At 61.4% G+C, this 21,755-nt stretch carries 21 protein-coding genes; 16 read left to right on the plus strand and 5 right to left on the minus strand.

Annotated elements, in window-relative coordinates; genetic code table 11:
• Positions 1-52 precede the first annotated feature (52 nt).
• Together OC605_RS21280 and mmsB are read left to right on the plus strand one after the other, a co-directional pair.
• The gene (locus tag OC605_RS21280; protein ID WP_024011486.1) at positions 53-1,579 is read left to right on the plus strand and encodes a CoA-acylating methylmalonate-semialdehyde dehydrogenase; all 1,527 of its coding nucleotides are present in this window, start codon (positions 53-55) and stop codon (positions 1,577-1,579) included.
• Between the two features lie 10 nt (positions 1,580-1,589).
• Complete coding sequence (gene mmsB, locus OC605_RS21285) at positions 1,590-2,477, plus strand: 3-hydroxyisobutyrate dehydrogenase (protein WP_016770578.1); 888 nt, start codon at positions 1,590-1,592, stop codon at positions 2,475-2,477.
• Between the two features lie 231 nt (positions 2,478-2,708).
• Here the strand turns inward: mmsB and OC605_RS21290 are convergent, their stop codons facing one another.
• Both OC605_RS21290 and OC605_RS21295 read right to left on the minus strand, forming a co-directional pair.
• On the minus strand, positions 2,709-3,059 hold the full coding sequence (locus OC605_RS21290; protein ID WP_016770579.1) for a cupin domain-containing protein: 351 nt from the start codon (positions 3,057-3,059) through the stop codon (positions 2,709-2,711).
• A gap of 42 nt (positions 3,060-3,101) precedes the next feature.
• Positions 3,102-4,040, minus strand: a complete 939-nt coding sequence (locus tag OC605_RS21295) for a LysR substrate-binding domain-containing protein (RefSeq protein ID WP_262139298.1) — start codon at positions 4,038-4,040, stop codon at positions 3,102-3,104.
• Between the two features lie 215 nt (positions 4,041-4,255).
• Between OC605_RS21295 and OC605_RS21300 the strand changes: the two genes are divergently transcribed.
• Positions 4,256-5,020: a sulfite exporter TauE/SafE family protein gene (locus OC605_RS21300; protein ID WP_262139300.1), complete on the plus strand. Its 765-nt coding sequence runs from the start codon at positions 4,256-4,258 to the stop codon at positions 5,018-5,020.
• On the opposite strand, the gene OC605_RS21305 is transcribed toward OC605_RS21300, so the two are convergent.
• A complete protein-coding gene (locus OC605_RS21305) occupies positions 5,010-5,324 on the minus strand; it encodes a putative quinol monooxygenase (RefSeq protein ID WP_262139302.1) in 315 nt (104 codons plus the stop codon). The two genes, OC605_RS21300 and OC605_RS21305, sit on opposite strands and share 11 nt — an antisense overlap.
• 182 nt (positions 5,325-5,506) lie before the next feature.
• Between OC605_RS21305 and OC605_RS21310 the strand changes: the two genes are divergently transcribed.
• The 7 genes from OC605_RS21310 (at position 5,507) to OC605_RS21340 (ending at position 12,783) form a co-directional block, all read left to right on the plus strand.
• Positions 5,507-6,097, plus strand: a complete 591-nt coding sequence (locus OC605_RS21310) for an NAD(P)H-dependent oxidoreductase (RefSeq protein ID WP_016771795.1) — start codon at positions 5,507-5,509, stop codon at positions 6,095-6,097.
• Between the two features lie 106 nt (positions 6,098-6,203).
• Positions 6,204-7,115 (plus strand): LysR family transcriptional regulator, encoded by a 912-nt coding sequence (locus tag OC605_RS21315; protein WP_125917861.1) that lies wholly within the window; start codon positions 6,204-6,206, stop codon positions 7,113-7,115.
• A gap of 103 nt (positions 7,116-7,218) precedes the next feature.
• The gene (locus OC605_RS21320) at positions 7,219-8,112 is read left to right on the plus strand and encodes an NAD-dependent epimerase/dehydratase family protein (RefSeq protein ID WP_262139306.1); all 894 of its coding nucleotides are present in this window, start codon (positions 7,219-7,221) and stop codon (positions 8,110-8,112) included.
• Positions 8,113-8,610: 498 nt separating this feature from the next.
• A complete protein-coding gene (locus OC605_RS21325; RefSeq protein WP_073473925.1) occupies positions 8,611-9,960 on the plus strand; it encodes a GntP family permease in 1,350 nt (449 codons plus the stop codon).
• Between the two features lie 16 nt (positions 9,961-9,976).
• The gene (locus OC605_RS21330) at positions 9,977-10,837 is read left to right on the plus strand and encodes a MurR/RpiR family transcriptional regulator (RefSeq protein ID WP_130928126.1); all 861 of its coding nucleotides are present in this window, start codon (positions 9,977-9,979) and stop codon (positions 10,835-10,837) included.
• Position 10,838: 1 nt separating this feature from the next.
• On the plus strand, positions 10,839-12,296 hold the full coding sequence (locus OC605_RS21335; protein ID WP_262139309.1) for an N-acyl-D-amino-acid deacylase family protein: 1,458 nt from the start codon (positions 10,839-10,841) through the stop codon (positions 12,294-12,296).
• Positions 12,297-12,414: 118 nt separating this feature from the next.
• Positions 12,415-12,783: a glyoxalase superfamily protein gene (locus tag OC605_RS21340; RefSeq protein ID WP_042608820.1), complete on the plus strand. Its 369-nt coding sequence runs from the start codon at positions 12,415-12,417 to the stop codon at positions 12,781-12,783.
• Between the two features lie 444 nt (positions 12,784-13,227).
• On the opposite strand, the gene OC605_RS21345 is transcribed toward OC605_RS21340, so the two are convergent.
• Both OC605_RS21345 and OC605_RS21350 read right to left on the minus strand, forming a co-directional pair.
• Positions 13,228-13,593, minus strand: a complete 366-nt coding sequence (locus tag OC605_RS21345; RefSeq protein ID WP_262139313.1) for a DUF6124 family protein — start codon at positions 13,591-13,593, stop codon at positions 13,228-13,230.
• Positions 13,594-14,110: 517 nt separating this feature from the next.
• Positions 14,111-15,127 carry an AraC family transcriptional regulator gene (locus OC605_RS21350; protein WP_252868776.1) on the minus strand — a complete coding sequence of 339 codons (1,017 nt, stop codon included), beginning with the start codon at positions 15,125-15,127 and terminating at the stop codon, positions 14,111-14,113.
• A gap of 188 nt (positions 15,128-15,315) precedes the next feature.
• Here OC605_RS21350 and OC605_RS21355 point away from each other — a divergent pair, with 188 nt between their 5' ends.
• From OC605_RS21355 to OC605_RS21380, 6 genes are all read left to right on the plus strand, one after another.
• The gene (locus OC605_RS21355) at positions 15,316-16,920 is read left to right on the plus strand and encodes an FAD-binding oxidoreductase (protein ID WP_262139316.1); all 1,605 of its coding nucleotides are present in this window, start codon (positions 15,316-15,318) and stop codon (positions 16,918-16,920) included.
• Positions 16,917-18,512 carry a glycerol-3-phosphate dehydrogenase/oxidase gene (locus OC605_RS21360; RefSeq protein ID WP_262139318.1) on the plus strand — a complete coding sequence of 532 codons (1,596 nt, stop codon included), beginning with the start codon at positions 16,917-16,919 and terminating at the stop codon, positions 18,510-18,512. The genes OC605_RS21355 and OC605_RS21360 overlap by 4 nt, the downstream gene beginning before the upstream one ends.
• Entirely contained in the window at positions 18,509-20,059 is a 1,551-nt protein-coding gene (locus OC605_RS21365; RefSeq protein ID WP_262139320.1) for an FGGY-family carbohydrate kinase, read from the plus strand. Before OC605_RS21360 ends, OC605_RS21365 begins: the two co-directional genes overlap by 4 nt.
• Before the next feature lie 162 nt (positions 20,060-20,221).
• The gene (locus OC605_RS21370; protein ID WP_262139321.1) at positions 20,222-20,527 is read left to right on the plus strand and encodes a transposase; all 306 of its coding nucleotides are present in this window, start codon (positions 20,222-20,224) and stop codon (positions 20,525-20,527) included.
• Entirely contained in the window at positions 20,524-21,210 is a 687-nt protein-coding gene (locus OC605_RS21375; RefSeq protein WP_262139323.1) for an IS3 family transposase, read from the plus strand. Before OC605_RS21370 ends, OC605_RS21375 begins: the two co-directional genes overlap by 4 nt.
• Positions 21,207-21,359, plus strand: coding sequence for a hypothetical protein (locus OC605_RS21380; protein ID WP_262139325.1), 153 nt, complete (start codon positions 21,207-21,209; stop codon positions 21,357-21,359). The genes OC605_RS21375 and OC605_RS21380 overlap by 4 nt, the downstream gene beginning before the upstream one ends.
• The last annotated feature ends 396 nt before the right edge of the window (positions 21,360-21,755 follow it).

The following is a 21,755-nucleotide window of genomic DNA, read 5'->3' on the forward strand; positions in this document are numbered from 1 at the left end:
GGCGAACCTTTCGCCTTGGCTCCTACGATAAAAACAAGTTCTGGAGACCAGCATGAACGCATCGCTTACGCCCAATGACACCACGCTGCAAAAGGTCAAACTGCTGATCGACGGCGAATGGGTCGAGTCGCAGACCACCGAGTGGCACGACATCGTCAACCCGGCCACCCAGCAAGTGCTGGCCAAGGTTCCGTTCGCCACCGCGGCAGAGGTCGATGCCGCTGTCAGCGCCGCGCAGCGTGCCTTCCAGACCTGGAAACTGACCCCGATCGGCGCGCGGATGCGCATCATGCTCAAGCTGCAAGCGCTGATCCGCGAACACTCCAAGCGCATCGCCGTGGTCCTCAGCGCCGAGCAGGGCAAGACCATTGCTGACGCCGAAGGCGATATTTTCCGTGGCCTGGAAGTGGTCGAGCACGCGTGCTCGATCGGCACCCTGCAAATGGGCGAGTTCGCCGAGAACGTCGCTGGCGGCGTCGACACTTACACCCTGCGCCAGCCAATAGGCGTGTGCGCCGGCATCACGCCGTTCAACTTCCCGGCGATGATTCCGCTGTGGATGTTCCCAATGGCGATCGCCTGCGGTAACACCTTTGTCCTGAAGCCTTCGGAGCAGGATCCGCTGTCGACCATGCTGCTGGTGGAACTGGCCATTGAGGCTGGCGTTCCGGCGGGCGTGCTCAACGTCGTTCATGGTGGCAAGGATGTGGTCGATGGCCTGTGCACGCACAAGGACATCAAAGCCGTGTCGTTCGTCGGTTCGACCGCTGTCGGCACCCACGTTTATGACCTGGCCGGCAAACACGGCAAACGCGTGCAGTCGATGATGGGCGCGAAAAACCATGCCGTGGTGCTGCCGGATGCCAATCGCGAGCAAGCGCTGAATGCCTTGGTCGGTGCCGGTTTCGGTGCCGCCGGGCAACGTTGCATGGCCACGTCGGTGGTGGTGCTGGTCGGTGCCGCAAAACAGTGGCTGCCAGACCTGAAAGCGCTGGCGCAGAAACTCAAGGTCAATGCCGGCAGCGAGCCGGGCACCGATGTCGGCCCGGTGATTTCGAAAAAGGCCAAGGCGCGGATTCTCGAACTGATCGAAAGCGGCATCAAGGAAGGTGCCAAGCTTGAACTCGACGGTCGCGACATCAGCGTGCCGGGCTACGAGCAAGGCAATTTTGTCGGCCCGACCCTGTTCTCCGGTGTGACCACCGACATGCAGATCTACACCCAGGAAATCTTCGGCCCGGTGCTGGTGGTGCTGGAAGTCGACACCCTCGATCAGGCGATCGCGCTGGTCAACGCCAATCCGTTCGGCAACGGCACCGGCCTGTTCACCCAGAGCGGTGCGGCGGCGCGCAAGTTCCAGACTGAAATCGACGTCGGGCAGGTCGGCATCAACATCCCGATTCCGGTACCGGTACCGTTCTTCAGCTTCACCGGCTCGCGCGGTTCGAAACTCGGCGACCTCGGCCCGTACGGCAAGCAAGTGGTGCAGTTCTACACGCAGACCAAAACGGTCACGGCGCGCTGGTTCGACGACGACAGCGTCAACGACGGCGTAAACACCACCATCAACCTGCGCTGAGGATTCGATCATGAAAATCGCATTTATCGGGCTGGGCAACATGGGCGCGCCGATGGCGCGCAACCTGATCAAGGCTGGCCACTCGTTGAACCTGGTCGACCTGAACAAAACCGTGCTGGCGGAACTCGAGCAACTGGGCGGCACCATCCGCGCTTCGGCCCGCGAGGCGGCGGAAGATGCCGAACTGGTGATCACCATGCTCCCGGCGGCTGTGCACGTGCGCAGCGTCTGGCTGGGTGAGGAGGGCGTGCTCGCCGGCATTCGCCAAGGCGTGCCGGCGGTGGATTGCAGCACCATCGATCCGCAGACCGCCCGCGACGTCGCAGCGGCCGCCGCCAAACACGGCGTGGCCATGGCCGATGCGCCGGTTTCTGGCGGCACTGGCGGCGCGACCGCCGGAACCTTGACCTTCATGGTCGGCGCTACCCCGGAACTGTTCGCCACCCTGCAACCGGTGCTGGCGCAGATGGGCCGCAACATCGTGCATTGCGGTGAAGTCGGCACCGGCCAGATCGCCAAGATCTGCAACAACCTGCTGCTGGCGATCTCGATGGTTGGCGTCAGTGAGGCGATGGCGTTGGGCGATGCGCTGGGGATCGACACCGGTGTTTTGGCCGGGATCATCAACAGCTCGACCGGCCGTTGCTGGAGTTCGGAGATGTACAACCCGTGGCCGGGCATCGTCGAAACGGCGCCGGCCTCGCGCGGTTATACCGGTGGTTTCGGCGCGGAGCTGATGCTCAAGGATCTCGGCCTGGCGACGGAAGCGGCGCGGCAGGCGCACCAACCGGTGGTGCTCGGCGCGGTGGCGCAGCAGTTGTATCAGGCGATGAGCCAGCGTGGTGACGGCGGGAAGGATTTTTCGGCGATCATCAACAGCTATCGCAAGCCGCAGTAATCGCGATCGGCCCTTTGTGGTGAGGGGATTTATCCCCGCTGGGTTGCGCAGCAGCCCCTGGATTGTGTCAGGTAAACCGGGTGCTCAGGGTTTGCGACTGCTGCGCAGTCGAGCGGGGATAAATCCCCTCGCCACAGGGTTCTCTATTTCCACAGGTAACAATGGGGGTGTTTAAAAATTGCAGTAGTGTTGCCGGGAAATCACGTCGGGTGATTTCCCGGCTTTTTTGCATCAGGCGAAGACGAAGTATTTGCGCACGGTCTCGACCACTTCCCACGTGCCCTTCATGCCCGGCTCAACGACGAAGATATCGCCGGCGCGCAGGTGGATCGGCGCCATGCCGTCCGGGGTGATCACGCAGTAGCCTTCCTGGAAATGGCAGTACTCCCACTTCACATAATCGACGCGCCACTTGCCCGGTGTGCAGATCCAGGTGCCCATGATCTTGCTGCCGTCTTCGCTGGTGTAGGCGTTGAGGTTGACGGTGTGCGGGTCGCCTTCGAGTTTTTCCCATTTGCAGGCGTCGAGCACTGGCAGCGGGTGGGTGTCGCGCAGAACGGTGATAGGGGCGGTCGCGGTCATGAGGGACTCCGGGCAAGTGGATTTGAGAATTGAAGTCGCACCCTATAGCGCCCGGTCGTCGCTCAGTTGTCTGGGGTCGACATCGGAGTGCTCAGAAACGCGCGCAGCGCTGAGCGCTTGTAACAACGCGTAGGCATAACCCGGCAGCGCGGCGAAGTCTCTCGCGCAAAGCAATAACCTGCGGCGCGCCCATGGCTCATTCAGAGTCACGCACTTGAACTGCTCGAGCATCGCGCGTTGGACCGCGGCCAAGGGCACGATGGCCAGTCCGGCACCACGGGCGACCATGCGCATCGCGCCATCAAAGCCATCGGCGCGAATGCGCACCTGCATCCGCGCGCCGCTGTGCAGCGCCTGTTCTTCCAGATAAATCGCCAGTGCGCTGTCGGCGCTGAGTCCGACAAAGTCGTGCTGCAACGCGTCGCTGAAACTGACCTCGGCGGCGTCAGACAACGGGTGATCGAGCGGCAGAATCAGCAGCAGCGGATCGTCGCGAAACGCTTGAGTCTGTAGGCCGTTGGTGTCGACCGCGTCGGACACAATCCCCAGATCCGCCGCTCCTTCCCGCAAGGCATGGGTGATCCGCGCGCTGGGCAGTTCCTGTAGATCGATGTCGAGATTGGGATGGCTGCGCAGGAAATCCGCGAGCACTTCCGGCAGGTACTCGGTGATCGCCGTGGTATTGCACAACAGCCGCACCTGGCCTTTGACGCCTTGCGCGTAATCGGCAAGGTCCTGCTGCATGCGTTCGGCCTGTTGCAAAAGGATGCGCGCATGGCGGGCGAGGGCTTTGCCGGCGGGCGTCGGGGTGACGCCACGGCGGCCGCGCTCGAGGAATTCAGCTCCCAGCGACGCTTCCATCGCGCGGATTCGGGCGCTGGCGGCGGCTAGGGACAAATGGCTGCGGGCGGCGCCGGCGGTGATGTTGCCGGTGTCGAGGATGTGCAGGTAGAGGCGCAGGTCGGTGAGGTCGAAGTGCATGAGGGTTGCCTGTGGTTTGCGGTGGCTGGGCTGGCCCTTTCGCGAGCAGGCTCGCTCCCACAGGGACTTATGTACAGCGCAGATCCCGTGTGGGAGCGAGCCTGCTCGCGAAGAGGCCAGATGCCTCAACGCCGATGTCAGCCTCTTGCAAAGGAAGAGGCTGCCTCAGTATATGGCAGATTTTCCCCCAGCCCGGATCAGTGCACATTACCCCAATGCACACACTAACCGACTTCTACCAAACCCTCGGCCTGACCCTGTCCCTGGTGGTCATCGCCACCTTCTTGCTCGCCGGTACGGTCAAAGGCGTGATCGGTCTCGGCCTGCCCACCGTCGCCATGGGCCTGCTCGGTCTGGCTATGGCGCCGGCGCAGGCAGCCGCGCTGTTGATCATTCCGGCGACCCTGACCAACCTCTGGCAACTGGCCTTCGGCGGTCATCTGCAAGGATTGATCAAACGCCTCTGGCCCATGCTGCTGATGATCTTCCTCGGCACCGGCATCGGCACCCTGTGGATCGGCATGGCCGGCGGCCATTGGGTGGTGCGCGGACTTGGCGCGGCGCTGTTGCTGTATGCATTGAGCGGACTGCTTCTGCCGACTTTGCACGTCAACCCGCGACATGAACGCTGGCTCGGCCCGCTGTGTGGCCTGATCACCGGCGTCATCACCTCCGCCACCGGCGTCTTCGTGATTCCAGCGGTGCCGTACCTGCAAGCGCTGGGGCTGAGCCGCGATGAACTGGTGCAGGCCCTCGGTCTGTCGTTCAGCGTTTCGACCTTCGCGCTGGCGCTCGGGCTGTTCTGGCACGACGCACTCGGCGGTGGCGAATTGAGCGCCTCGCTGCTGGCGCTGATCCCGGCCATGTTCGGCATGTGGCTTGGTCAGTGGCTGCGTCAGCGCATCAGTGCGGTGCTGTTCAAACGCGTGTTCTTTATCGGACTGGGCGCGCTCGGCGCCCATTTGCTGATCAGCGGTTAGCCGAGGATTCGCTGAGCATGTCGATCGCGCGGATATCGAAATCACGCTCCAGATAGTCCATGCGTTTGGCGAAGAACGCTTTCATGTGCGGCAATGCCGAGTGCTCATCCAGATGCGCCTGGCTGACCCAGATCTCGTAGAAGATAAACAGTGTCGGATCCTGCTGATCGCGCAGCATGTGGTACTCGATGCAGCCCGGTTCGGCGCGGCTCGGCTCCACGTAAGCACGGAACAGCGCTTCGAATTCGGCGGCTTTTTCCGGGCGGGTCTTGGCGTGCAGGATGAAACCCTGGCGTTCACTCATCACAACTTCCTCGAATGCAGAAAGCGCTGAATGCTACGGCAACAATTGGAGATCGATTCGTGCGTTTTGATCAAATGTATTTTGCGTCGATGTGGCTGTTTCCGCGCGAGATCGATGGTTAATCTGCCGCCATTCCAATTCCTGTTTCAATCCAGCCTTGAAGGCTGCGCCGAGGTTTTCCGATGAAGAAAGTGCTGTTGCTCAATGGCGGTAAAAAATTCGCCCACTCCGATGGCCGCTACAACACCACCTTGCACGAAACCGCGCTGAGCGTGCTCGATCGCGGCGGTGTCGACGTCAAGACCACGTTTATCGACGAGGGCTATGACGTTGCCGAAGAAGTGGCGAAATTCCTCTGGGCCGACGTGATCATTTATCAGATGCCGGGCTGGTGGATGGGCGCGCCGTGGACGGTGAAAAAGTACATCGACGAAGTCTTCACCGAAGGCCACGGCAGCCTCTACGCCAGCGACGGCCGCACCCGTTCCGATGCTTCGCAGAAGTACGGCAGTGGCGGTCTGATTCAGGGCAAGCAATACATGCTGTCGCTGACCTGGAACGCGCCGCAGCAAGCCTTCGATGACCCGACGGATTTCTTCGAAGCCAAAGGCGTGGACGCCGTGTACTTCCCGTTCCACAAGGCCAACGAATTCCTCGGCATGACTGCGCTGCCGACCTTCCTCTGCGTTGACGTAATGAAGCGTCCGAACATCGACAATGATGTAGTGCGCTATGAGCAGCATCTGACCGAGGTGTTTGGCCTCAAGGCTTGATGGGTTTCGGGCTACTATCCGGGTACAGCGAAAGATCGCAGCCTTCGGCAGCTCCTGCAGGGGGCATGGCGACAGGCTGCGATCGGCGATTCCAGCGAGGACACCCGTGAAAGCCAGATCCGATGAGTTGCAGATTTTCGTCTGCGTGATCGAGTGCGGTTCGATATCCGCCGCCGCCGAGCAGGTCGGCCAGACGCCGTCGGCCGTCAGTCGCACGCTGTCGAAGCTCGAAGCCAAGCTCGACACCACGCTGATCAACCGCACCACGCGGCGCATGGACCTGACCGAGGAGGGCAAGTATTTCTTCGAACAGGCCAAGCTGATTCTCGATCAGATGGATCAACTCGAAGAACGCCTGTCCTCGCGCCAGCAGACCCCATCCGGGCGCCTGCGCATCAACGCCGCCTCGCCGTTCATGCTCCACGCCATCGTTCCCTACATCGACGAATTCCGGCAGCTGTACCCGGACATCCAGCTCGAACTCAACAGCAATGACCTGATCATTGACCTGCTGGAACAAAGCACCGACGTCGCCATCCGCATCGGCACCCTCGCCGACTCGACGCTGCATGCGCGTTCGCTCGGTTGCAGTCCGTTGATGATTGTTGCCAGCCCTGCCTATTTGAAGAAGCATGGTGCGCCCCGGCAGGTCGCAGACCTGAGCGAACACACGCTGCTCGGCTTCACCCACAACGAAGGCCTCAACCAATGGCCGCTGCGCTATGTGCACGGCGACCGCTGGCCGATCAACCCGGCGATCAGCGCTTCCAGCGGCGAGACCGTCCGCCATCTGGCGCTGGAAGGGCAGGGCATTGCCTGTCTGTCGCACTTCATGACCATCGACGACATCCGTGCCGGGCGCCTGAAAGTCCTGCTCGGCGAATTCAACAGCGGCTACCGCCAGCCGATCAACGCCGTGTACTACCGCAACTCGCAACTGGCGTTGCGCATCCAGTGCTTCCTCGACTTTATCCAGAGCAAACTCGCCGCCTACGCCAGCGCCGAATTCAAGGGCTGATTCGTGATCCCTGCGCAAGAGTGAATTGGCCGAGAGCGGGTTTTTCACTGGGGTTCATCGGTCGATACTCGATGCATCACTTATTCACGCAGGGAGTTTCTCCATGAACGTATTCGTCACCGGCGCTGCCGGTTTTATCGGCGGTTCCATCGCCACCGGCCTGGTGCAGGCCGGGCACAACGTCACCGGCCTGGTGCGCAGCGCCGAGCAGGTTGATGAGCTGAAAGCATTGGGCATGAACGCGGTAATCGGCACCCTCGATGACAGCCAATTGCTGGCGCAACAGGCGCGTGCCGCCGATGCGGTGATCAACGCCGCCAGCAGCGATCATCGCGGTGCGGTGCAAGCGTTACTCGACGCTTTGCGCGGCTCGAACAAAGTCTTTCTGCACACCAGCGGTTCGAGCATTGTCGGCGACGCTTCCGGCGGCAAATCCAGCGACGACATTTACTACGAGGACAACCTGCCGGAGCCGACTGTCGACAAAGCTGCGCGCGTGGCCATCGACAACCTCGTGCTCGCGGCGGCGAAGGATGGCGTGAACTCGGCGGTGATCTGCAACACCCTGATCTACGGCCACAGCCTGGGCGTCAACCGCGACAGCGTGCAACTTCCGCGACTGCTCAAGCAGGCGCGCAAAAGCGGCGTCGTTCGCCACGTCGGAACAGGGCAGAACATCTGGTCCAACGTGCACATCGAAGACGTCGTCGCCCTGTATCAGCTGGCGCTGACCAAAAACGTGCCCGGCACTTTCTACTTCGTCGAGAGCGGTGAAGCCTCGTTCATCGACATGACCACCGCCATGGCCGAAGCCCTCAATCTGGGCGAACCGCAAGACTGGCCATTGCAAGACGCCGAAGCCGAATGGGGCTATGAAATGGCCAACTACGGCCTCGGCTCCAACAGCCGCGTACGCGGCAAACACGCCCGCGAACTGCTGGGCTGGACGCCAAAGCGCACCTCGGTGGTGGAATGGATTCGTAACGAAATGGTGTGAGTCCAGCGCGCACCGAGTGAAGCCATTCGCGAGCAGGCTCGCTCCCACAGGTTGACCGCGTTCGGCCTGAAGGAATGCGATCAAAAACTGTAGGAGTGAGCCTGCTCGCGAATGCGTCGTGTCAGTCAAATGATCTTGTTTTGACCCACCGCAATCGCGAGCAGGCTCACTCCTACAACTTGACCGCGTTCCAACTGGAGGAATGCGATCAAAAACTGTGGGAGCGAGCCTGCTCGCGAAAGCGGTGGGTCAGTCAATGAAGATGGTGAATGTGAAGCGGTCTTCGCGAGCAGGCTCGCTCCCACAGAGTTAAGTGGAGATTTGAAATGCCATGAAAATCCCGCCCTCTGATTTTCATTAATCACGACACGCCATACCCACCAACGACACCTCTTGTCTCTCCACGAAAATTACTTTCATGCGATTTGAAATCTCTATCTCGAAATGATTTATGAGTTTCACAACCCATTCGAACGTGACCCTTTCGAGGAGTACCGCATGACGCCTTCCCTCGGCTATTGGCTGCTGGTTTACGCCGCTGTGGCCATCATCGCGCTGATCGTGTTGATCGCCCGTTACCGGCTCAATCCGTTCATTGTCATCACCCTGATTTCCCTGGGCCTGGCGCTGGTGGCCGGGATGCCGCCGTCGGCTGTGGTCGGTGCGTATGAGGCGGGTGTCGGCAAGACGTTGGGGCATATTGCGCTGGTGGTGGCGTTGGGGACGATGCTCGGCAAGATGATGGCCGAGTCTGGCGGGGCTGAGCAGATGGCGCGCACGCTGATCGAGCGATTCGGCGAGAAGAACGCGCACTGGGCGATGGTTTGCATCGCATTTCTGGTCGGCTTGCCGTTGTTCTTTGAAGTCGGTTTCGTCTTGCTGGTGCCAATCGCTTTCACCGTGGCACGCCGCGTCGGCGTGTCGATTTTGATGGTCGGGCTGCCGATGGTTGCCGGCCTCTCGGTGGTGCATGCGCTGGTGCCGCCGCACCCGGCGGCGATGCTCGCGGTGCAGGCCTATCAGGCGTCGGTCGGGCAGACCTTGTTGTACGCGATCGCGATCGGCATTCCGACCGCAATCATCGCCGGGCCGCTGTACGCCAAGTTCATCGTGCCGCGTATTCAGTTGCCGGCGGACAACCCGCTGGAAAAGCAATTTCTCGACCGTGAACCGCGCGACAAACTGCCGGGTTTCGGCATTACCATGGCGACCATTCTGCTGCCGGTGGTGCTGATGTTGATCGGCGGCTGGGCCAACCTGATTTCCACCCCCGGCAGCGCGTTCAACCAGTTCCTGCTGTTCATCGGCAATTCGGTGATCGCGCTGTTGCTGGCGACTTTGCTGAGCTTCTGGACGCTAGGGATTGCCCAGGGTTTCAACCGCGAATCGATCCTCAAGTTCACCAACGAATGCCTCGCGCCCACCGCCAGCATCACCTTGCTGGTCGGCGCGGGCGGCGGCTTGAACCGGATTCTGGTGGATGCCGGCGTTACCGATCAGATCGTCGGCCTCGCTCACGAATTTCACCTGTCGCCGCTGATCATGGGCTGGTTGTTCGCCGCGCTGATGCGCGTTGCCACTGGCTCGGCCACCGTGGCGATGACCACCGCATCAGGCGTTGTCGCGCCGGTGGCCATCGGTCTGGGTTATCCACATCCTGAGCTTTTAGTGCTGGCGACCGGCGCGGGCTCGGTTATCTTTTCCCACGTCAACGACGGCGGCTTCTGGTTGATCAAGGAATACTTCAACATGACGGTCGCGCAGACGTTCAAGACCTGGACCGTGCTCGAGACGCTGATTTCGCTGGTCGCCTTCGCGCTGACCGTCGGCCTTTCCTACCTGCTGTAACCGGAGCCCGCCGCCCATGGACATCCTCTACCAGATCCGCGCCCGCCAGGATTCCTTCAGTGCCGGCGAGGGCCGCATTGCGCGGTTGATGCTCGACGATGTCGGGTTTGCCGCCAGCGCCAGCCTCGAAGACCTCGCACAACGCGCCGAGGTCAGCACCGCCACGCTGTCGCGCTTTGCCCGCACGGTCGGCTGCCGTGACCTGCGTGATCTGCGTCTGCAACTGGCCCAGGCCAGCGGCGTTGGCAGCCGGTTTCTCGATCCGGCGGGCACGCCTGAGCAGTCGGCGTTCTACGGGCAGATCGTCGGCGACATCGAAACCACGCTGCGCCAGCATCTGGCCGGTTTCGATGAATCGCGCTTCGCCGACGCAGTGAAATTACTCGGTCAGGCGCGGATGATTCACGCGTTCGGCATGGGCGGTTGCTCAACCCTGTGCAGCGATGAATTGCAGGTGCGTCTGGTGCGCCTCGGTTACTCGATTGCGGTGTGCCACGACGCGGTGATGATGCGCGTGACCGCCGCCAGTTTGAATGCCGAGCAAGTGCTGATCGCCTGCTCGCTGACCGGCATCACCCCGGAGCTTTTGGAAACCGTGGAGCTGGCGCGCAACTACGGCGCGCGCATCCTCGCCATCACTCGCGGCGATTCACCGCTGGCCGAACTGGCCGACGTCGTCCTGCCGCTGCAAGGCGCGGAAACCTCGTTCATCTACAAACCGACGGCGGCGCGCTACGGCATGCTGCTGGCTATCGACGTGCTCGCCACCGAGCTGGCGCTGGCCAGCCCTGAAGACAATCAAGAACGTCTGCGGCGAATCAAACTCGCCCTCGACGAATACCGTGGCGGCGACGATCACCTGCCGCTGGGAGACTGACATGCAGTACGACACCCTGATCCGCAACGCGCTGGTCATCGACGGCAGCAACACGCCCGGCTATAAGGCCGACGTGGCAATTCTCAATGGCCGCATCGAGCGCATCGGCGATTTGCCTGACGCCCGCGCCACCGAAGAAATCGACGCCGCCGGCCGGGTGCTGGCGCCGGGTTTCATCGACGTGCACACCCACGACGACACCGTGGTCATCCGCCAACCCGAGATGCTGCCCAAGCTCAGCCAGGGCGTGACCACGGTGATTGTTGGCAACTGCGGCATCAGCGCTTCGCCGGTCACTTTGAAGGGCAATCCACCCGATCCGATGAACCTGCTCGGCAGCGCAGCGGCGTTCGTCTATCCGCGCTTCAGCGACTACCGCGCCGCCGTCGAAGCGGCCAACCCCACGTTGAACGTCGCCGCACTGGTCGGCCACACCGCGCTGCGCAGCAATCACCTCGACGACTTGTTCCGCACTGCAACGCCCGGCGAAATCGCCGCCATGCGCGAGCAATTACGCGCCAGCCTCGAGGCTGGCGCGTTGGGTTTATCCACCGGCCTGGCCTACGCCAGCGCCTTCAACGCGTCCACAGATGAAGTCATGCAACTGACCGAAGAGCTGACGGCGTTCGGCGCGGTGTACACCACCCATTTGCGCAGCGAATTCGCCCCGGTGTTGGAGGCGATGGACGAAGCCTTTCAGATCGGCCGCCACGCGCAATCACCGGTGATCATTTCCCACCTCAAATGCGCCGGCGTGGGTAATTGGGGGCGCAGTCCGCAATTACTCGCAGCGCTGGAAGAGGCAGCGAAAACCCATCCGGTCGGCTGCGATTGCTATCCGTACGCGGCGAGTTCCTCGACCCTGGATTTGAAGCAAGTCACCGACGCCCACCGCATCACTATTACCTGGTCGACGCCGCATCCGGAAGTCAGCGGGCGCGACCTGATCGACATCGCTGGCGAATGGAACCTGTCGCTGGAAGAAACCGCGAAACGTCTGCAACCGGCGGGCGCGGTGTACTACGGCATGGACGAGGCCGATGTCAGAAGAATCCTCGCCCATCCGCTTTCGATGGTCGGCTCTGACGGACTGCCCGAAGACCCGTTCCCGCATCCGCGCCTGTGGGGCGCTTTCCCACGGGTGCTGGGCCATTTCAGTCGCGACGTCGGGTTGTTTCCACTGCACACCGCCGTGCACAAGATGACCGGCCTGTCGGCGGCGCGTTTTGGCTTGCAGGAAAGGGGCGAGATTCGGGAAGGACATTGGGCGGATCTGGTGTTGTTCGATCCGGCGACCGTGCGTGACGTGGCCGATTTCAACGATCCGCAGCGGGCGGCGCAGGGGATCGACGGGGTTTGGGTCAACGGCGTGTTGAGTTATCGCGATGGACAGGCGAATGGGGCGAGGGCAGGGCGGTTTCTTGCGCGACAGGGCGACCTGCGCGACCACTTTCGTTAAGGATTCGTGGTGTGCGTCACAGTGATGGCACATTGCAATTAAAGAAAGCCATCCACAAGCCGATTTGCTGACATCCTCCCCGTCTACACTGTGGGGCCAATCAGTCAGGGAGCACCCCATGAGCTTCGGCAAAACCACCCCGATCCTGCGGATCTTCGATGAGGCCAAGGCTGTCGAGTTCTACGTCGATTTTCTCGGTTTCAAGATCGACTGGCAGCATCGCTTCGAAGCGAATTTTCCGCTGTATCTGCAGGTGTCACGGGGCGAGTGTGTGCTGCATCTGTCCGAGCATCACGGCGATGCCTGCCCTGGTTCGGCGCTGCGTATCGAGACCGATGAGCTGGAGGCGTTTCAGCAGCAGTTGATGGCCAAGGATTACACCTTCTCGCATCCGCAGATTCAGGCGATGCCGTGGGGCAGCCAGGACATGACCATTGCCGATCCGTTTGGCAATCGGTTGGTGTTTACCAATGCGATCAGTCTTTGAGCTTGGCGCCTGAGATCAAAAGCCCCTCACCCTAGCCCTCTCCCGGGGGGAGAGGGGACCGATTGGGGGATGCTCGGGAGTTACGCCGACCTGAATGTGCTGTGCTGAATCCATAATCGAATTGAATGCATGGCGTCGAATCCATAATCGACTTGGTCTTTCAGGTCGACAGACAGCGCAAGACGACTGGGTCGGCCCCCTCTCCCTCTGGGAGAGGGGACCGATTGGGGGATGCTCGGGAGTTACGCCGACCTGAATGTGCTGTGCTGAATCCATAATCGAATTGAATGCATGGCGTCGAATCCATAATCGACTCGGTCTTTCAGGTCGACGGACAGCGCAAGACAACCGGGTCGGCTCCCTCTCCCTTGGGAGAGGGCTGGGGTGAGGGGCAACCCCTGACACCCCACAAAAACCAGCCCACACCAAATTCCTCAAAAACCCTCAATCAGTCGGCACCAACCGATCCAGCACCCGATTCACTGCCATCTCCGCGACCATCACAATCTGCGCGATGCCCTGCAACGTCTTGCGCTGCGAGCCGTTCACCAGCCCCGCCTGATCGTTGAGCATCACCGTCGCCGACCCTAGTGTTTCGCAGGCGTCGGCCAACAGCGATTCGTTGTCGGCCTCGGGATTGGCCATGTACAGCGTGTTGGACTTGTAGGGCGGGGCCATGAATTCGGCGCTGGATGGGCCGAGGTAATGGTCGAGGGCGCGGTCGGCGGCTTCGTGGAATTTCTTTGAGTCGGCGGATTCGTAGTGGGATGCCGAGTCGGTGGGTGGCGGGTTTGGGGTTACTTTGAACATATCCAGATCCTCATTTTGGCTGGCCACCGCTTTCCTACTAAAGAAAGTGGAGGCAGCTGTGCGCAGGTTAGTAGACCGGGGATCTGGGAAACCGGCGCGCCCGAGAGCGCCCTGCGCACAGCCACCATAAAGCTCAGGCGAGACCTGACTGTCTGATGAACGATGCACCCCAAATACTCCGGGCTACTAAACCCGATCACTGATAGGCAGTGACGCAATCACAGTAGCGATGAGGTCTGGGGCACACAAGCCGGCGGATTCTGGCGCAGGCGTAGGCAGCGGCGCAAGGAATTGTGGGTGGATTCGCGGAATGCCGTGTCGCTTTAAACAGTTGTGCCAAGACGTGTTTAATCGGTGTGGTGAATGACGCCTTCGCGAGCCTGCTCGCGAAGAGGCCATCAGCATCACCGCCGATTCCGCAGCCGAAACTCCCACAGGGGATCTGCGGTGAACTCGGAAATGCAGGCAACCGAGAACTACTGTGGGAGCGAGCCTGCTCGCGAAGAGGCCATCAGCATCACCGCCGATTCCGCAGCCGAAACTCCCCCGGCGGCATCCCGCGCCAGCTCTTGAAGGTGCGATGAAACGAGCGCGGTTCGGTGAAGCCCAGATACTGCGCAATGTCCTGAATCGGTAACGTACTGTTGAGCAAATAATGCTCGGCCAGTTCCTGACGCAGCTCATCAAGAATCTGCTGATACGACGTCCCGACCTGCTGCAACTGCCGCTGCAACGTGCGCACCGAGACGCTGAGCTGTTCGGCCACTTGCTCCTTGCGCGGCAGGCCCTCCTTGAGCAAACCGCGCAGAATGTTTTTCACCTGCTGCGCCAGCGACGCATCTTCCAGCGTCGCCAGCAGACCCATCGCGTGTTCTTCCAGGGTTCGCAGCAATTGCGCATCGGCCTGGCGCAGCGGCAACTGCAAATACGCCAGCGGCACCACCAGCGCCGAATACGCCTGATCGAACCGCACCGGGCAACCAAAAAACGCCTCGTACTCGGCCAGCGTCACCGCATCCGGCCGCGCATGCTCCAGCCATACGCAGGCCGGCGACAGCTGCGTGTCGGCGATCCAGCGCGCATAGTGCAGCCACGAACCGAGCACGTTTTCCACCAGATGCCGACGAATTCGTGGCCGCTCGTAGCGGCAGGTCCAGATCAGATGCACGTGCTCGCCCTGCACCTCGGCGCGGCTGACGCCCATGTCGCCGACGAGTTTTTCGAACGGCATGATCCGGCTCATCGCATCGCCCAGCGTCGCGCAATTCATGGTGATGTAACCGAGCACGCTCCAAGAATTGGGCAGGACGAAATTCGCCGCATGCAGCCCGAACAATCCATCGCCCGAGTGCTCGCAGAAATAATCCAGCAAGCGCTCGTGAACCTCACCCGGCAGGCGCAAGGTGTTGTCGCTCAACTGCTGCGCCTGCAACCCGGCCGCCGCCAACGCAGGCTCGATGGCCATGCCCAACTGTTCGGCGTGACGCAGGTATTTGAGCAGCGGCGGAACGGAAGTGAAGCCGAGCGATGGCATGGTCGCGGTCCTTTGATCGACGGCGCGTGAGCGAATGAATGCCGCAAGGTAAGTGGATTGCCCGGCGAAAGTAAATGCCCGGACGTTTGGCGCCATTGGCTACAGGTTCTGGCCGGATGCGACCGTGACAGATCTCCAGCGCTGACTAGTATGCAAGCTTGATCCAACGGCAGAAAAAGGACACACGCATGCGACGCTGGAACGGCTGGGGAGAGGCAGGCACGGTGGTCGAACTGCCGGCCCAGGGCGCGACATTTCTCCACGAACGCTTGGGCGCTGGCCGGGCATTGCCCGATGCGACACTGGCAGCGGCGTTGGCGCAAGTGCCGACCTCGCGCCTGGTGCCACATCGTTTGTACAGCGTCGATACTCACGACCGCCTGTTGCACGCGCGCGGCCAGAGCCTGCCGGACTGGCTGGCGTTGCGCGAAGGCGCACTGGGCACGTATCCCGATGCCGTGGCCTTTCCCGAAAGCGCTGAGCAGATCCGCCAATTGCTGGCGCTCGCCCATGATCAGGATCTGTGCCTGATTCCCTACGGCGGCGGCACGTCGGTGGCTGGGCACATTAATCCGCCAAACTCCGCGCGCCCGGTGCTGACGGTGTCGCTGGCGCGGATGAATCGCCTGACCGACCTCGACGAACAGAGCCTGCTGGCGACATTCGGCCCCGGCGCCAGCGGGCCGCAAGTGGAAAGCCAATTGCGCGCGCGCGGCTACACGCTGGGGCATTTTCCGCAGTCGTGGGAGCTGTCGACGCTGGGCGGTTGGGTGGCCAGTCGTTCCAGTGGCCAGCAGTCGTTGCGCTACGGGCGGATCGAGCAATTGTTCGCAGGCGGCACCCTGGAAACCTTCGCCGGGCCTCTGCAGATTCCGACGTTTCCGGCGTCGGCGGCTGGACCGGATCTGCGTGAAATGGTGCTCGGTTGCGAGGGCCGTTTCGGGATCATTTCCGAGGTCAAGGTGCGGGTCAGTGCGTTGCCGGCGGACGAACGTTTCTACGGTGTGTTCCTGCCCGACTGGCCGCAGGCGCTGCAAGCAATCCGGCAACTGGCGCAGGCGCGCGTACCGCTGTCGATGCTGCGCCTGTCCAACGCGGTGGAAACCGAAACGCAACTGGCGCTGGCCGGCCATCCGCAGCAGATCGCCTGGCTGGAAAAGTACCTCAAGCTGCGCGGCGCCGGCGACGGCAAATGCCTGCTGACCTTCGGCGTCACCGGCAATCGCCAGCAAAACGCACTGTCGCTGAAACACGCGCGCCAGCATCTGAAAGCCTTCGGCGGCGTATTCACCGGCACCCTGCTGGGCAAGAAGTGGGCGCAGAACCGCTTCCGTTTTCCTTACCTGCGCGAGAACCTGTGGAACGCCGGTTACGTGGTGGACACCCTCGAAACGGCCACCGACTGGAGCAACGTCGACCACTTGCTCAGCCTGATCGAAAACAGCCTGCGCGATGCCCTGGCCGCCGAGGGCGAGCGCGTGCATGTGTTTACTCATCTCTCGCACGTTTACGGCGAAGGATCGAGCATTTACACCACCTACGTGTTTCGCCCGGCAGCCGACTATGCCGCGACTCTTGCGCGCTGGCGGGTGCTCAAACACGCGGCCAGCCAGACCATCGTCGACAACCACGGCACCATCAGCCATCAGCATGGCGTCGGCAAGGATCACGCGCCGTACCTGTTGCGGGAAAAAGGCCCGCTGGCGATGCAGACGTTGCAGGCGCTGAGTGAACATTTCGACCCGGAGGGGCGCCTCAATCCCGGCACGTTATTGCCAGAGTCGCGGCCATGACGGCGAACTGGAACGCGCAATGGCGCGAGCAGATTCTGCCGACGCTGGCGGATGACACCTGGGACCTGATCGTCATCGGTGGCGGCATCAGCGGCGCCGGAATCGTCCGCGAAGCCGCGCGCCGGGGCTGGCGCTGTCTGCTGCTGGAGCAGCGGGATTTTGCCTGGGGTACGTCCAGCCGATCATCGAAAATGGTCCACGGCGGTTTGCGGTACATCGCCAAGGGCCAGTGGCGCCTGACCCGCGATTCGGTGCGCGAGCGTCAGCGCCTCCTCGACGAGGCGCCGGGGCTGGTCGAGCCGATGAGTTTCATGATGCCGCACTATCGCGGCGGCTTTCCCGGGCCGCGTGTCATGGGCGGCCTGCTCTCGGTGTACGACGCGCTGGCGGGGCGGCGCAACCATGCTTTTCATGACGCCCAGCAACTGCGTTTTCTTGCGCCGGGGGTGAAGGAAAACGGTTTGCTCGGTGGCAGCTGTTTTGTCGATGCGCTGACCGATGATGCGCGGCTGGTGATGCGCGTACTGCGCGAGGCCCGGGCCGATGGTGCGGTGGTGCTCAATGGTGTGCGGGTCACGCAACTGCTGCGTGAAGGCGGGCGGGTGTGCGGGGTTCAGATCGAAGATGGCGAGGGCGGGGCCACGCTGCAATTGCGCTCTGGCGTGCTGGCCGTGGCTACGGGCGCTTGGGCTGAGCGCTTGCGTCCCGTTGAGTCAGCGAAGCAATTGCGACCGTTGCGCGGCAGTCATCTGTTGCTGCCGGGCTGGCGTCTGCCAGTGGCGCAGGCGTTCACTTTTCTGCATCAGCGCGATCGGCGCCCGGTGTTTGTCTTTCCCTGGGAAGGCGCGACGGTGGTCGGCACCACGGACCTCGATCACCGCGAGGACCTCGACCACAGCGCGCGCATTTCCAGCGATGAACTCGACTATCTGCTCGCCGCGTGCCAGCAGCAATTTCCCGGCGCCGAAATTGGTGTCGACGACGTGCTGTCGACCTGGTCAGGCGTGCGTCCGGTGGTGGGCCGCGCGACGGGTGCGCAGCAGGACAAACCGTCCAACGAAACCCGCGAACATGTGCTGTGGCAGGAGCCCGGTTGCGTGACGTTGGCCGGCGGCAAACTGACCACGTTTCGCCCGCAAGCGATCGAAGTGCTCAAGGCGTGTGCGGCGATGCTCGGGCGCTCTTTTGTCGATGACGGCGCGCCCGTGTTTGCCGCTGTGCCGCCGCTGACAATTGCGGGACTGAGCGCCAGTCAATGGCGACGCTTGGCCGGACGTCACGGTCGAGACCTACCGAGGCTAAAGCAATTGCTCGGCGAACTCGGTCTGGAAACGGTTGGCGCCAGCGATACGTTGTGGGCAGAACTGGCGTTCGCCTGCGAGGCGGAAATGATTCTGCGCCTGGATGATTTGCTGCTGCGCCGCACCCGTTTGGGCCTGTTGCTGCCGCGCGGTGGTGAAGATTATCTGCCTGCAATTCGCACGCTCTGCCAGTCGCGATTGGCTTGGGACGATGAGCGCTGGCAGGCGGAAATCCAGCGCTACCGTTTGCTGTGGCTGCGCGATCACGGCTTGCCGGAGATCACACCATGAAATACCTACTGGCGATCGACAACGGCACTCAGAGCGTGCGCGCGTTGCTCTTCGATCTGCAGGGCAATCTGCTCGGCAAAGGCAAAGTCGATCTGCAGGCGTACTACTCGACGCAACCCGGTTGGGCCGAGCAGGATCCGGAGTATTACTGGGCGAAACTCGGCGAGGCCTGTCAGCAACTCTGGCAGCAGACTGGCATCGACCGAGCACAGATTGCCGGCGTGTCCCTGACCACTCAGCGCGGCACCGTGATCAATGTCGACGCCGAGGGCAAACCGCTGCGTCCGGCAATTGTCTGGCTCGATCAACGCCAGACCGAGGTCGAGGGCGGCATCAAAGGGCCGTGGGGCTGGCTGTTCAAATTGGTCGGCGCCCAAGCAACGGTGGATTATTTCCGCGCCCAGGCCGAGGCCAACTGGATCGCCCGGCATCAGCCCGAAGTGTGGGCGGCGACCGACAAGTTTTTGCTGCTCTCGGGTTTTCTGACTCATCGCTTGTGCGGACGCTTCGTCGATTCGGTCGGCTGTTGCGTCGGCTATCTGCCCTTCGACTTCAAACGGCTGAAGTGGGCGGCACCGCGTGACTGGAAATGGCAGGCACTGGCGGTGCGCCCGGAGCAGTTGCCGACCCTGCACAAACCCGGCGAAACCCTCGGCTACATCAGCGCCGAAGCCGCTCGGCACACCGGCATCCCCGAGGGCCTGCCGTTGATTGCAGCAGGCGCAGACAAGGCCTGCGAAGTAATCGGTTCCGGCGTGGTCGATGCGCGCACCGTGTGCCTGTCTTACGGCACCACCGCGACCATCACCAGCACCCGCTCACGCTACCTGGAAATCGTCCCGCTGATCCCGCCGTACCCCTCGGCCGTGCCCGATCAGTACAACTGCGAAGTGATGATCTATCGCGGCTACTGGATGGTCAGCTGGTTCAAGAACGAATTCGGCCTGCGCGAGATGCAGCAGGCAAAAGCCCAGGGCATCGAACCGGAGCAACTGTTCGATGCACTAGTCAACGAAGTGCCCCCGGGTTCGATGGGTTTGATGCTGCAACCCTACTGGTCACCGGGCATCCGCGAACCGGGCGTGGAAGCCAAGGGCGCGATGATCGGCTTCGGCGACGTACACACCCGCGCGCACATCTACCGGGCGATTCTCGAAGGCCTGGCCTACGCGCTGCGCCAAGGCATGGAGAACATCGAGCGACGTTCAAAGGTCTCGATCAAACGCCTGCGCGTCGCCGGCGGCGGCTCACAAAGCGACGCCGCCATGCAACTGACCGCCAACATCTTCGGCCTGCCGGCCGAGCGCCCGCATGTGTATGAAGCGTCCGGGTTGGGGGCGGCGATTTGCTGTGCGGTGGGGTTGGGACTGCATCGGGATTTCCCATCGGCCATTGCGGCGATGACTCGGGTTGGAGCGGTTTTCACACCGCAGCCTGAGGCGCAGAAGGTTTATGAGCAGTTGTACAGAGAGGTGTATTTGCGTATGTACCGGCAGCTCAAACCGCTGTACCAAAGCATCCGCAAAATCACCGGGTATCCCGAATAGTCCCGACACCCTGGACCCCTGTGGGAGCGAGCCTGCTCGCGAAGGCGGAGTTTCAGTCAATGATGATCTGAATGATCCACCGCTTTCGCGAGCAGGCTGAACTGGCCTAATAATTCCGGACACCTCTTAAGGGCGATATGATTTCGCCAATCTGGAGGTTTCATGAACGAAAGAAAGATTTATACCCGCGAATTCAAGCTACGTGCTGCCAGCATGGTGCTTGACGACAACTGCCCGGTTCCAGACGTTTGCGCATCGCTGGATATAGGCCCTACTGCCTTAAGGCGGTGGGTGGACCAAGTTCGCAAAGAGCGCGAAGGACAGCCGGTCAATGGCACTAAAGCGATTACCGAAGAAAAGCGCGAGATTCAGGAGCTGAAAGCCAAGATCAAACGCATGGAGATGGAAGCCGATATCTTAAAAAAGGCTACTGCTCTCTGGATGTCGGATCCCGATCGTTTTCGATGATCGCGGAGCTAAGAGAGTCTTTTCCGCCTGCCACTCTGTGTCGTGTTTTCGATGTGAAGCGCAGCAGCTTTTACGAGTGGCTTCAGCGGCTAGCCAAGCCACAGATAAAACGCGAAGAACTCAAGCTGAAAGTGGTTGAACTGCACAGCGAAAGCCGGGGTGCCATGGGCTCCAGAATGATCAGCAAAGGTCTGCAGGCCCAAAACATAGCGGCGGGAAGGAGGCTTGTCAGAGCGCTAATGAGAGAGGCAAAAATTGTCAGCAAACAGCGCCAACCGCATCCATTTAGATCCAGGGGAGTTGAAGCATTTGTCGCACCCAATCTACTCAAGCGAAATTTCAAGCCAACGGCGGTTAATCAGGTCTGGTGTGGAGACGTTACCAGTCTGATGGTGGGCAAGCGCTGGGTTCATCTAGCCATTGTGATCGACTTGTTTGCTCGCCGGGTCATTGGTTGGGCGTTCTCGCTGGTCAATGACGCTAACTTGGTCAGCAAGGCGTTACGCATGGCGACACAGATACGAACATGCCCGCCGGGACTGATGTTTCACTCGGATCAGGGTTGCCAATACACCAGTCGCAAGTTTCAACAGGAACTAATGAGCCATGGCATCTTGCAAAGCATGAGTCATCGTGGCCAGTGCTGGGATAACGCTCCGACAGAGCGTTTTTTGGAACCTTGAAATCAGAATGGGTGCCTCGCAGCGGCTACAGCCTGATCGATGAAGCAGAAACCGACATGGTGCGTTTCTTCGTGTATTACAACCGCACCCGGCTCCACAGCTACAACAGTTATCTGTCGCCAATAGCGATGGAGCAGAAAGCTGCCTAAAACACCGTAACCGGTGTCTGGGATTACTTGACCAGTTCAGGCTCGCTCCCACAGGGATTTTCGGTGAGCTCAAAATCCGGTGAGTCACACAAATCCAAATGTGGGAGCGAGCTTGCTCGCGAATGCGCAGTGTCAGGCAACATGGATTTGATTGACCCACCGCCATCGCGGGCAAGCCCGCTCCCACAAGGGATCTGCGGTGTGCTCAAAATCCTGTGACCCACACAAATCCAAATGTGGGAGCGAGCCAGCTCGCGAAGGCGCAGTGTCAGGCAATGTTGATTTGACTGACCCACCGCCATCGCGGGCAAGCCCGCTCCCACAGGGGTATTGCGGTGTGCTCAAAATCCAGCGTGGCACACAAATCCAGTGTGGGAGCGAGCCTGCTCGCGAAGG

The organism is Pseudomonas sp. Marseille-Q5117, from assembly GCF_946901175.1.
GTDB lineage: Bacteria > Pseudomonadota > Gammaproteobacteria > Pseudomonadales > Pseudomonadaceae > Aquipseudomonas > Aquipseudomonas iranensis.